The organism is Rhodovulum visakhapatnamense (assembly GCF_004365965.1).
Taxonomy (GTDB): domain Bacteria; phylum Pseudomonadota; class Alphaproteobacteria; order Rhodobacterales; family Rhodobacteraceae; genus Rhodovulum; species Rhodovulum visakhapatnamense.
This window is the reverse complement of sequence record NZ_SOEB01000002.1, coordinates 155,784-166,111: the sequence shown is the minus strand read 5'-3', so window position 1 is coordinate 166,111 and position 10,328 is coordinate 155,784. Positions and strand designations below refer to the sequence as shown.

Annotated in this window: 12 protein-coding genes and 1 pseudogene; 6 read left to right on the top strand and 7 right to left on the bottom strand. The window is 69.0% G+C overall.

Going from position 1 to position 10,328, the window contains the following annotated elements:
* The first annotated feature begins 134 nt into the window (after positions 1 to 134).
* Positions 135 to 614, top strand: a complete 480-nt coding sequence (locus EV657_RS02630; RefSeq protein WP_237399844.1) for a hypothetical protein — start codon at positions 135 to 137, stop codon at positions 612 to 614.
* Between the two features lie 99 nt (positions 615 to 713).
* Here EV657_RS02630 and hemP (EV657_RS02625) read toward each other — a convergent pair whose 3' ends face one another.
* Entirely contained in the window at positions 714 to 869 is a 156-nt protein-coding gene (gene hemP, locus EV657_RS02625; protein ID WP_075784349.1) for a hemin uptake protein HemP, read from the bottom strand.
* A 604-nt stretch (positions 870 to 1,473) separates the two neighbouring features.
* Here hemP (EV657_RS02625) and EV657_RS02620 point away from each other — a divergent pair.
* A complete protein-coding gene (locus EV657_RS02620; protein ID WP_075784350.1) occupies positions 1,474 to 1,665 on the top strand; it encodes a hypothetical protein in 192 nt (63 codons plus the stop codon).
* A gap of 246 nt (positions 1,666 to 1,911) precedes the next feature.
* On the opposite strand, the gene EV657_RS02615 is transcribed toward EV657_RS02620, so the two are convergent.
* The 5 genes and pseudogenes from EV657_RS02615 to hisA all read right to left on the bottom strand — a co-directional run bounded on the left by EV657_RS02615 (position 1,912) and on the right by hisA (position 6,195).
* Complete coding sequence (locus EV657_RS02615; RefSeq protein ID WP_075784351.1) at positions 1,912 to 2,373, bottom strand: hypothetical protein; 462 nt, start codon at positions 2,371 to 2,373, stop codon at positions 1,912 to 1,914.
* Positions 2,370 to 2,486: pseudogene (gene hemP / locus EV657_RS22055) on the bottom strand (hemin uptake protein HemP); the annotation flags it as partial. The gene EV657_RS02615 and the pseudogene hemP (EV657_RS22055), both read right to left, overlap by 4 nt.
* Before the next feature lie 241 nt (positions 2,487 to 2,727).
* Positions 2,728 to 3,666 carry a Rossmann-fold NAD(P)-binding domain-containing protein gene (locus tag EV657_RS02605; protein WP_208323204.1) on the bottom strand — a complete coding sequence of 313 codons (939 nt, stop codon included), beginning with the start codon at positions 3,664 to 3,666 and terminating at the stop codon, positions 2,728 to 2,730.
* Positions 3,663 to 4,184 carry a heme utilization cystosolic carrier protein HutX gene (gene hutX / locus EV657_RS02600; protein ID WP_243837468.1) on the bottom strand — a complete coding sequence of 174 codons (522 nt, stop codon included), beginning with the start codon at positions 4,182 to 4,184 and terminating at the stop codon, positions 3,663 to 3,665. The genes EV657_RS02605 and hutX overlap by 4 nt, the downstream gene beginning before the upstream one ends.
* A 1,291-nt stretch (positions 4,185 to 5,475) precedes the next feature.
* Positions 5,476 to 6,195, bottom strand: a complete 720-nt coding sequence (gene hisA, locus EV657_RS02595) for a 1-(5-phosphoribosyl)-5-[(5-phosphoribosylamino)methylideneamino]imidazole-4-carboxamide isomerase (protein ID WP_075784353.1) — start codon at positions 6,193 to 6,195, stop codon at positions 5,476 to 5,478.
* 160 nt (positions 6,196 to 6,355) lie between these two features.
* On the opposite strand from hisA, the gene EV657_RS02590 reads away from it, so the two are divergent.
* On the top strand, positions 6,356 to 6,745 hold the full coding sequence (locus tag EV657_RS02590) for a DUF2147 domain-containing protein (protein ID WP_113670150.1): 390 nt from the start codon (positions 6,356 to 6,358) through the stop codon (positions 6,743 to 6,745).
* A gap of 24 nt (positions 6,746 to 6,769) precedes the next feature.
* Here the strand turns inward: EV657_RS02590 and EV657_RS02585 are convergent, their stop codons facing one another.
* Positions 6,770 to 7,075: a DUF6476 family protein gene (locus EV657_RS02585; protein ID WP_113670235.1), complete on the bottom strand. Its 306-nt coding sequence runs from the start codon at positions 7,073 to 7,075 to the stop codon at positions 6,770 to 6,772.
* Here EV657_RS02585 and EV657_RS02580 point away from each other — a divergent pair.
* The 3 genes from EV657_RS02580 to EV657_RS02570 all read left to right on the top strand — a co-directional run bounded on the left by EV657_RS02580 (position 7,074) and on the right by EV657_RS02570 (position 10,304).
* Positions 7,074 to 8,114, top strand: coding sequence for an RluA family pseudouridine synthase (locus EV657_RS02580; protein ID WP_134077043.1), 1,041 nt, complete (start codon positions 7,074 to 7,076; stop codon positions 8,112 to 8,114). The two genes, EV657_RS02585 and EV657_RS02580, sit on opposite strands and share 2 nt — an antisense overlap.
* Positions 8,115 to 8,271: 157 nt before the next feature.
* On the top strand, positions 8,272 to 9,171 hold the full coding sequence (gene rpoH, locus EV657_RS02575; protein ID WP_075784356.1) for an RNA polymerase sigma factor RpoH: 900 nt from the start codon (positions 8,272 to 8,274) through the stop codon (positions 9,169 to 9,171).
* Between the two features lie 116 nt (positions 9,172 to 9,287).
* Entirely contained in the window at positions 9,288 to 10,304 is a 1,017-nt protein-coding gene (locus EV657_RS02570) for an ankyrin repeat domain-containing protein (protein ID WP_166673624.1), read from the top strand.
* Positions 10,305 to 10,328: the final 24 nt, after the last annotated feature.

Here is a 10,328-nt window from a genome sequence, read left to right as displayed (position 1 = left end):
GGCGTGGGTGGCCAGACCATGAAAGCCGGACCATGAAACCGGAGGAAACCGATGATGACAGACAGAACCGCTAGCCATGGGCCCGCGACCTCGCTCCACCCGGACGATGGGTCCCGGACCGGAGGAGTGTCGGCATGAGCGGCCCGCATTGCGCCCACCAAGGCACGGCGAAGGACGTTCCCGTGGTCCGCGCAGGGTTCGACCGGCTCGAGGAGGGCATGCTGACCGTGGCGCGCCATTTCTTCCAGAGCTTCGCCAAGCCCCAGTCCGAGGGATGGATCCGGGCGCTTGCCGCTGCCGAACAGCGGTTCCGGCCCGGCATGCACGCGGCCAGTGCAGCGGACATGGCGGTGCGCCTGCTGGCCGCCCTGCAAGAGCTTCGCGCCGCGCGCACATCGGGGTTTCGCTTTTCCAACCCGGATTGCCCGGGTTGTGCCGCGCGGCTGACCGAGCAGGAACGTCAGTTCATGGACGTGCTGATCGCGCTGCGCCGGGGCAAGCGCAGCAAGGCCCATGCCGCGGCGATGATGCTGTGCGAGGGCAATCCGACCGACAGCTTCCTGCGCGCAATGGCGGATCTTGCCGCCTTGACGATCGTCCGCGCTCCGGCGTGACAGACCGAACCGGGGCGCCCGCCGGTCCGGGCGCCGCAGGATGTGTCCGGTGTCGCGCGGCCCGCAGGACCGGCCGCGTCGGCCGGGGCGCAGTTTCCTTCATTTCGTCAGGATCAGCTTTCCGGTGCGCGTGATACGCAAGCTGTAGGGCATGCCGTCAAGCAGGATGACCGCGGTCGTGCCGCCGCCGGTCAGAAGGCGCGCGTCGTGGACGCGGCCCGTCCGCGCCTCCGCACCGGTGTCGTCGCCCGCCATCTGCTTGCCGACCCGGGGCTCGCGATCCCCTCCGTCACCGGAAGTCCCGACCTCGAATGGCGATGGGGTGTCTCTGCCATCGCAGGGAGCCCCGGTAGATCTATGCGTCACGCCTTGCGCTCCCCTTCCTGTCGCCAGTCCCGTCCGCCGGGACGCCGGACGCGATGTCACGGGTAAGCCACGGCAGGGTCGGCATGCGGGACTCAGGGGGCCTGGCGGGGGCTGGGGCCTGATTTGGTCTTTCGTTTCCGGGACGGAGTCGCTCCGCGCCCAATCCTTACAAATTCTATCGGTCTTTATGCGGCGCTGAAAGGCGACAATCGGTCCGGTTTCAGAAGGCATGTGCGGGCCTCGGCCCGGCCTTGGTCATGCATTCCCGATCTCTCCATCCTCCAGGTTTTCAAGGAGGTCTTTGCATGGGCGGACCTGACCATGCCGCAAGGTCGAAATCCGACTGAAACGGTCGCCGATCCATTGCTGACCGTAATGGTCAAATATTTGTTTTTATTGTATTTTCTTTGACGCGAGACAGGCTTTTTGCTATGATCCCTGCATGCGCTGCGGCTGGGCGGCGCAGCACCTACGAGACCGAAGGAGATTTCCCATGGCGACCAATACCTGCAGCAGCTGTGCGTTCTTCGAGGACCACATGGCCAATACCGGCGAGACCAAGAAGGACGCGGGCCTGTGCCGCTTCAATCCGCCGATCTCGCAGCCCGAGGCCGATGCCCGGGGGCTGTGGCCGATCGTGCAGATCAACGACTGGTGCGGCCACTTCGAAAAAGAAGACGCCTGATCCGGTTGCCAGCCAGGTCCGCTTGTCGCCAGCCGCGCATCGCGCCGCCAGACAGACAGGCCTCCCAGCCAGCTTGAAGACGGTCCGAACGAAATTAGGGGGCGGTGCAGGGCACCGCCCCCGTTTCATGCGATCGAGTCCCGCGCTGTCGCGGATGCGCGTTCGGCAAGGGCGTATTGCCGGATACGTCAGAAGTGCGAGACCTGTGCCCCCGTCAGACGGCCAGGGCGCGAAGAGAGCCCGGTCTCAATGCAGCATGCCCGCGGGCGCAACCCTCTGCCGGGCACGGACAAGGCCAAGCAGCGCAAGACCCAGGTCCTCGGCCAAACGGACCGCCTGGAAGGCCGCGTGAGGTCCCAGGAGCCCCAGGGCAAAGACCAGCGCGTCGTCGCGCTCGCCCCCGACGGCGGCTGCGATCATCTCGGCCAAGGTGTTCTCGTCCCCCGTGACCTCTGGGTGATCGAGGGCATTGAAGGTCAACGGGCGGCGCGCCTGCATCAGGGCGGTTTCCATCAGCAGATCGAGGATCTCTTCCTGCATCTCGGCGGCCGGGCCGAAGACCTGCGCGAGATTGCGGCGTATACGGGCACGCGGTGCGGGACCGGCGCGCCAGCCGCGCAGGCAGCGGATCGCCGCGCGCTCGACGGGGGCAAGCGTGCAGAGATGGGCGACGGGCGCGGCGCCGCGGTTGCGGATCTGTGCGGTCATTTCGTCAGGATCAGCTTGCCCGCGCGGGTGATGCGCAGGATGTAGGCCGCGCCGTCCAGAACGATCGCCGTCGTGGTCGCGCCGCCGGTCAGAAGGCGCGCGTCATGGACGGGCGCGGCGCTGGACCCGTGGACAGTCGCGCCTCTCGGTCCGCGTCCGTCCGGTCCCCGATCCCGTGCGACCCATGCGCGGGCTCCGGCCCCGAACCGCCGACCTCGGCCCCCCCGCCCCTCGGGACCGGATGGCGAAACGCCGCCATCCGGTCCGCATGCGGGGTCGAACGCGGCCTCGCGGCCTCGCTCCGGAAGGGCGCGGTCGGCGCAGCGCGCCCCGAGGTCCTCGCGGCGCTTCTGGTCACATCGCATGGGCAGGCTCCTTCTTCGTTGAGTCTTCGGCGAGGATGGCGGCAAGCCCCTCGCGGTAACCTGGATAGAGCAGGGCAAAGCCCGGCAAAGCCTTCAGCCGGTCGTTGCAAAGCCGCCGGTTCTCGGCCCAGAACGCACCGGCCATCGGAGGCAGATCGGCCTGATCGAAGGGCAGTCGCGGCAGTCTGGGCAGCCCCAGAAGGTCGGCGGCATGGTCGAGCACGTCGGCGCTGGCCGCCGGCCGGTTGTCGGCGAGGTTCAGAAGCCGGGTGCCCCTGGGGTGGCTCATCGCCGCGACGATGGCACCGGCAATGTCGTCGACATGGATCCGGTTGAACACCTGACCGGGCTTGTCGATGGCCCGCGCCCGGCCCGACCGCATCTGTGCCAGCGCGTTGCGCGGGCCCGGCCCATAGATCCCCGCGATCCGCAGGATGTCGAGCGCGGCCCCCTTGCGATCGGCAAGCGCTTGCCACCCCCGTTCGGCCCCGATGCGCCCTTTCGCATCCAGGGTGGCAGGCGCGGGAGTGCGCGTCTCGTCGATCCAGGCGCCACCGCAATCGCCATAGACGCCGGTCGAGGACAGGTAGCCGATCCAGCACAGATCCGGCACTTCGGCGCCCGAGGCCACAAGCGCGGCAAGCGCGGGACAGGCCGTTTCTGGCGCGGCCGCGCCGTCCGGCGGTATCGACACCAGGATGTCCGTCACCCCGTTCAGCCAGTCGCGCAGACTGTCGGCGGCGGCTGGCCGGTCCGCATCGAAAAGATGCACGCGCAGTCCGGCCAGGGTCAGATCCGCCGCGCGCACCGGATCGCGCGTGGTGACCGAGACCTGCGCGCCTGCCGCCCGGACCCGCGCTGCGGTCCGGCCCGCCGCATAGCCCGCGCCAAACACGAAAAGATGCCGTCCCGCCAGCGCCCCGGTCATGCCATCACCCCAGGGGCAAGCCGCGCGCGCAGGGCGTCGAAGGCGGTCATCTGGGCCGGGATCAGCGCGCGTGCCGCGTCGCGCCCGAGATAGACCTTGAACAGGACGCCGCCGCGCGCATCGAGAAACTGCACCGACCGTGTGTCCATTCCGAAAAGCGAGCGCGCCACGAAGGCGACCTGCGCACAGGCGCCCGACCGGATATGCCCGCCGATGGGACGCCCTTGCAGGTTGAAGAACCCCTGCGCCACGCGCCCCTCGGGGAGCGGGCCCTTCGCCTCGAGGATCACGTCGCCGGTGTTCATCACCAGGGTGATCTCGCCCCAGCGCGCGATCTCGGCCATGACCTCTTCGAAGGCCGCGCCGGGTGCAAGCACCGCTTCGCCCGCGGGCAGGCAGGCCAGAACCTCTGCGACGCTTGTCGCCGTGCGGACGGCGACGTCTTCGAGCGCGGCGCCGGGATGGTCCGCAAGATCGGCACGGATTGCGGCGGCAGTGTCGGGGGACGGGGTCATCATGCGGTCTCCTTGAAGGGGTGAGCATCAGAAACGCATCGGTCCGGCGCGCGGTTCGGGCGGCCTGGCGGACTCCCCCGACCGAAGTCAGAGCGCGCGCCGCCAGCGGACCGGCCCCCGCAGGCCTGGAATTGGCGGCGCGCCTCGGGCGCGGCTGGGACCGGATCGGCCCGGTTGCCCGCGATCCGGGGCGGCGCCCAGGGGCTTTGTGCTGCGTCTGTTCTCGGACCGTCCATTCGCACCTCGGCCAAGCGATAAGCGCAGGGGGCCGGGCGGAACGCTGGGACCTGACATGCGGAATTCACGTAAGGCACCGGTCGCGTGATGAACCGGCACCTTACCTGACTGTTTTTATCAGGAACTGGGGGCGATGGAAAGCCCCTGAATGCGGCGGGGCAGCAGAGGCCGCCGTATGCCGTCCCCAAGGTCCGGCCGCAGCCTCCCGGGTTGATTCATCGAGTTGGATTCAAGGGCCCGGCCAGCGTCCTTCCCCCGGCACGGGCCAGGCTCTGTGCTTGTCGCAGCGCAGCGGCTGAGGATGCCAGGCCTCGGATGTCGCCAGGTCGCCGAATCGCGACCCGCCGCCCCCGCTTGTTCGACGGCTCGTCCAGTTCCGGAAAGGAGATCTTGCCCGAAGCCCCGACTTCCCGCCAATCCAGAGTCGCCGGGGCCGCTCGGGCGGCCCGTTCCCGTCGCGCCTCCGATGCCTTCGCCGATGCGGCCCGGAGGCGATGCGCAAGAGGCGCCTTCCGGCATGGCTTACCCAAGCGCGGTTCCGCCGCCATGGCCGGCCACCGCGAGCGGCCAGGCCTCGGCCGCCCGGCAGACATCGGGATGAGGGATTCCGATAGGGTCCCCCGCACGTGACGAGCACAGCGGCTCGACCGGGGCCGGCCGAACGATCCGTCCCGTTCGACCCGATCAAACCGACTCGCAATCCGTGTGGCCTGCGGTCGGCTTGAGAGGCCGGGGCACCGCAGATCCGGGCGGGAAGATCGCGGCGCCCGACGTCACCGAGGGTCTGGATGCGGCGATCCGGCAAGTCCTTGCCGACTTTCCCGGGGCTCCAGGCCATCCGGGTGGGTCTTCACACCGCCCTGGCCCTTGTCCAGAAGGCCGCAACCACCAGAACGCTTTCCTCCCGCCATGAATCGCGCCCCGACGTGTGCGGACGCGCTGCAAGCCTTTGGTTTCCCGCTCGCTCTCCGGCGTCTTCCGATGCCGGGTGTCGCGTGACGGCCGGTCGGACGACGTTGACCCCGGGACAGACAGGACCGGTGCCTCGGCCCGGGCCTCAGCTCTTCAGCAGCGCGAGCGCCTCGGCGAGGTCGATGGCACCGTCGTAAAGCGCGCGGCCCGAAATCGCGCCCGCGATCGCGCCGGTCGCCTGCAGCGCCGTCAGATCGGCCAGCGACGACACGCCGCCCGAGGCGATCACCGGGATCGAGACCGCGCGGGCCAGCGCCTCGGTCGCGGCCACGTTCGGGCCCGCCATCGCGCCGTCGCGGTCGATATCGGTATAGATGATCGCCGACACCCCGGCATCCTCGAAGGATTTCGCCAGATCGGTCGCCGTCACGTCGGTTTCCTCGGCCCAGCCCTTGGTCGCGACCCGCCCCTTGCGGGCGTCGATGCCGACCGCGATCCGGCCCGGGAAGGCGCGGGCCGCCTCGCGCACCAGATCGGGGTTCTCGACCGCGACCGTCCCGAGGATCACCCGGGCCAGCCCCTTGCCCAGCCACATCTCGATGGTGGCCATGTCGCGGATGCCGCCGCCCAGCTGGGCCGGCACCTCGGTCGCGGCCAGGATCGCCTCGACCGCCGCGGCATTGACCGGCGCGCCCGCGAAGGCGCCGTTCAGATCGACCAGATGCAGCCAGTCGCAGCCCGCCTTCTGGAAGGCGAGCGCCTGCGCCGCCGGGTCCTCGCCGAACACGGTCGCCTTGTCCATGTCGCCCCTCAGCAACCGCACGCATTGGCCGTCCTTCAGGTCGATGGCGGGGTAGAGGATCATGGCGCTGTCCTTCCGGGTCCGAGTCGGGGCTCTGTCGCAGGAACCGCCCCGGAATGCAACGGGACCGAGCGCGCGCGGGGAAGGGGGCTCGCCTCACGTCACCCTTGCCCGAAAGGGGCCGCCGCGCCAGACTTTGCCCGCATGCTTTGGGAGGAGCACGATGCGCATCACCGTTCTGATCGCGGCCCTGACGCTGGCCGCCACCGCCGCCCATGCCGACCCGGTCGAGGGGGTCTGGCAGACGCCGCTCGACGATAACGGCAATTTCGGGCATATCCGGATCGCGCCTTGCGGCGCCGCGCTGTGCGGTACGCTGATCCGGGCCTATGACGGCACCGGACACCAGATCGACAGCGACAATGTCGGCAAGCAGATCGTCTGGGACATGAAACCCCAGGGCGACGGCCGCTATGGCCAGGGCAAGGTCTGGGCACCCGACCGCGACAAGACCTACAATTCCAAGATGGCGCTGGAGGGCGAGTTCCTGTCGGTCTCGGGCTGCGTCATCGGCATCTGCCGCGACGGCGGGCGCTGGAAGCGGGTGCAATAGACACGAAGGCGCGCCGCGCCCGGCTCAGTGGCGGATCTCAACGGTCTGGCGCAGCGCGCCGGTCGCGGCGTCATAGATCAGGATGCGGTCGTCTTCGGTGACCACCGCCACCCAGTCGCGGCCGCGCGTCACCGCCTCGGCCTTGGCGCCGACGGGCAGGGTCAGCGCCTCGGGCAGCGGCAGGGCGCCGCTTTGCCCCGGCATGCGGATGACAAAGAGCGCGACGATCACTAGAAAGCCCGCAATCATCGTCACCATCAGCAGGGTGACCAGCATCCGCAGCAGTTTCAGATCGGGGGGCAGCGCCTCCGGTTCGGGTTTGTCGTCCATGTCCTCGCCGCTCTCCTCGCCTCGCCGCATTGCCGTCCTGATCGGACCGGCCCCGCCCGGCCGCCTTGATAAGGCGCTTGCCCGCGATGTGCCAGAGGAGGCCGGGCTGACCCGCTCGCGCCTGGCCAAGCTGATTGCGGCGGGCGCGGTATGGCGGAACGGCGCGGCCCTGACCGATGCCCGGGCGAAGGTGGCCGAGGGCGAGGAAATCGAGATCGAGCTGGCCGAGCCCGTCGAGATCCGCACCGCGCCCGAAGACATCCCGCTGAGCGTGGTCTACGAGGACGACGCCCTGATCGTGATCGACAAGCCTGCGGGGCTGGTGGTCCATCCCGCGCCGGGCAGCCCGTCGGGGACGCTGGTGAACGCGCTTCTGGCCCATTGCGGCGACAGCCTCGCGGGCATCGGCGGCGAGCGGCGGCCGGGCATCGTGCACCGGATCGACAAGGACACGAGCGGGCTTCTGGTGGCGGCAAAGACCGACAAGGCCCATGCGGGGCTGGCGGCCCAGTTCGCCGCGCATACGGTCGAACGCCAGTATAAGGCGCTGGTCCATGGCGTCCCGGATGCCGCCGACCCGCGGCTGAACGGGCTGGCCGGGGCCAGCTTCGAGACCGGCGGCGTGCTGCGGATCGCGACCCGGATCGGGCGGCACCGCACCGACCGGCAGCGTCAGGCGGTGCTGGCGGCAGACGGGCGGCACGCGGTGACCCGGGTCCGCGTGGTCGCGCCCTTCGGCACGCCGCCCGCGGCGGCCCTGGTCGCCTGCTGGCTGGAAACCGGCCGCACCCACCAGATCCGCGTGCATATGGCCCATGTCGGCCATGCCCTGATCGGCGATCCGGTCTATGGCGGGCGACGGCGGCTTTCGGAAAAGGCGCTGGGGCCCGCCGCCGCCGCCGCGGCCGCCGCTTTTCCGCGTCAGGCGCTGCATGCCGCGACGCTTGGCTTCGTGCATCCCGAGACCGGCGAGACCCTGCGCTTTGCCGCGCCGCTGCCCGCCGACATGCAGGAACTTGCCCGCATGCTCGGGGGTTGACACAACCAAGCACGCCTTCGTGAGCGTTTGCAGCATTCACGGTTATTCGACGGAAACCCGCACATGGTCCGTGCGATGAAGGGACCGGGCAGAGCTTGAACCGACCGGTTCGATCATTACCTGCCTAACAAGTGACGCAGGAGCAAAAGGGACCCGCATGAGCAACTATGCCAACCTTCCCGCCCCGTCTCCGGAACAGGGGCTGAACCGGTACCTGCAGGAGATCCGCAAGTTTCCGCTGCTTGAGCCGGAAGAAGAATACATGCTGGCCAAAAGCTGGGTGGACCATCACGACACCGATGCCGCGCACCGGCTGGTGACCTCGCATCTGCGGCTCGCGGCCAAGATCGCCATGGGCTACCGCGGCTACGGACTGCCCCAGGCCGAGGTGATTTCCGAGGCCAATGTCGGGCTGATGCAGGCGGTCAAGCGCTTCGATCCGGAAAAGGGCTTCCGGCTGGCGACCTATGCGATGTGGTGGATCCGCGCCGCGATCCAGGAATACATCCTGCGGTCCTGGAGCCTGGTGAAGCTGGGGACCACCTCGGCGCAGAAGAAACTGTTCTTCAACCTCCGCAAGGCCAAGGCCCGGATCGGCGCCCTGGAAGACGGCGACCTGCGCCCCGAGAACGTGCAGCGCATCGCCCATGACCTGAACGTGACCGAGGACGAGGTCATCGCCATGAACCGCCGGCTGTCGGGGGGCGACGCCTCGCTGAACGCCATGGTGGGCGGCAGCGACGGCGACACCACCACCGAATGGCAGGAATGGCTGGAGGACGAAGACGCCAACCAGGCCGAGGCCTATGCCGAGAAGGACGAACTGGAAAGCCGCCGCGCGCTTCTGGCCGAAGCGATGGACGTGCTGAACGACCGCGAGAAGGACATCCTGATGCAGCGCCGCCTGCAGGATCAGCCGGTGACGCTGGAGGATCTGTCGGCGGTCTACAATGTCAGCCGCGAACGGATCCGGCAGATCGAGGTGCGGGCCTTCGAGAAGCTGCAGAAGCGAATGAAGGATCTCGCGACACAGAAGGGACTGCTTGCTCAGGTCTGAATTCGGGACGAGTTGCCTAAAATTTGTCTCACCTGTTCAGCAAAATCGCCCCATTCCACAACTATCCCGAGCATTGGGGGCTAATTCCCTTTGTTTTTTGGTGTGTGGATATGGGTTTGGATCTTAAAGAGTACCTCGATCGGCTCGCTGAGGCCGCCGGGACCGCCGATATAGACCGTTTCGAGACCATTGCGGACGAGTTGCGGTCCAGGGCTGTGGCCAACGGTTGGCTGCGACCTGAAATCGTCCGCGAGATCGCGGCTCAACGGTCGAGGCTTGCCGGAAGCCAGGCCTTCCGGGAACGGAACGCGCGGCTCAGGACCGCTCATGCCGAGGCAGAAAGCAACGGCGATACCCGCCGCGCCGAGGCGCTGTCCGAGGCGTTGCGGCGCCAGAGCGCGGTGCTGCTGGCCGCGATGCGCACCCCCGAGGCGCGGTTCGAATTGCTGCCCGAGCCCGGACAGGCGCTGTTCGACGCCATCGCGACGGGCGATCTTGCCCGGCTGGAAGAGGCGCTGGCGGGCAGCGACCCGAATGCCCGCTATGGCGCCCGGTCCGAGACCGCGCTGGGCCGGGCCCTGGCGGTGGAACGCCGGTCGCCCGCGGTGCTGCGCTATCTGATCGCGGCCGGGGCCGACCCGAATGCCGGGTTCGCGAAGGGCGTCACGCCGCTGCATGAACTCGGGGTCTATCCCCGCCCATGGGAACCGGCCGAGACCACCGCCACGCTGGCCCGGCTTCTGGTCGAGGCGGGCGCCGATCTCGAGGCGGAAGCCGGGACCTATCGCTGGACGCCGCTGCACCGCGCGCTGCTGGAAGGCACGCCGCAGGTTCTGGACGCGCTGCTGCGCCTTGGTGCGGACCCCAACCGGCCCTTCGCGGACAGCTCCGAGCCCTGGTTCTCGCCCGGCCGGTTGCCCTTGCAGATGGCCGGCGCCTGCCGCGCGATGGCGGAAAGCCTGCTGACCCACGGGGCCGATCCGCGTGCGCTCGATGCCCGCGGCGAGGGGGTGCTGCCCTATCTCGAACGCCAGCTCGACCGGCACCTCGCCCTCGGCGCCGTTGGCGATCTCTACCGGACCGAACTGGAGGCCGTGATCGAAATGGTCCGGTCCTGGCCGTCCCGCTGCTGACCCGGTGCGATGGCCCGCGACCGC

What these genes read in the sequence shown, in the direction of transcription:
- EV657_RS02580 (WP_134077043.1), top strand. Translation starts at nt 7,074, where the DNA reads ATGTCCTCGCCGCTCTCCTCGCCTCGCCGCATTGCCGTCCTGATCGGA.
- EV657_RS02605 (WP_208323204.1), bottom strand. Translation starts at nt 3,666, where the DNA reads ATGACCGGGGCGCTGGCGGGACGGCATCTTTTCGTGTTTGGCGCGGGC.
- hemP (WP_075784349.1), bottom strand. Translation starts at nt 869, where the DNA reads ATGGCGGGCGACGACACCGGTGCGGAGGCGCGGACGGGCCGCGTCCAC.
- hutX (WP_243837468.1), bottom strand. Translation starts at nt 4,184, where the DNA reads ATGATGACCCCGTCCCCCGACACTGCCGCCGCAATCCGTGCCGATCTT.
- EV657_RS02630 (WP_237399844.1), top strand. Translation starts at nt 135, where the DNA reads ATGAGCGGCCCGCATTGCGCCCACCAAGGCACGGCGAAGGACGTTCCC.
- EV657_RS02620 (WP_075784350.1), top strand. Translation starts at nt 1,474, where the DNA reads ATGGCGACCAATACCTGCAGCAGCTGTGCGTTCTTCGAGGACCACATG.
- rpoH (WP_075784356.1), top strand. Translation starts at nt 8,272, where the DNA reads ATGAGCAACTATGCCAACCTTCCCGCCCCGTCTCCGGAACAGGGGCTG.
- EV657_RS02590 (WP_113670150.1), top strand. Translation starts at nt 6,356, where the DNA reads ATGCGCATCACCGTTCTGATCGCGGCCCTGACGCTGGCCGCCACCGCC.
- hisA (WP_075784353.1), bottom strand. Translation starts at nt 6,195, where the DNA reads ATGATCCTCTACCCCGCCATCGACCTGAAGGACGGCCAATGCGTGCGG.
- EV657_RS02615 (WP_075784351.1), bottom strand. Translation starts at nt 2,373, where the DNA reads ATGACCGCACAGATCCGCAACCGCGGCGCCGCGCCCGTCGCCCATCTC.
- EV657_RS02585 (WP_113670235.1), bottom strand. Translation starts at nt 7,075, where the DNA reads ATGGACGACAAACCCGAACCGGAGGCGCTGCCCCCCGATCTGAAACTG.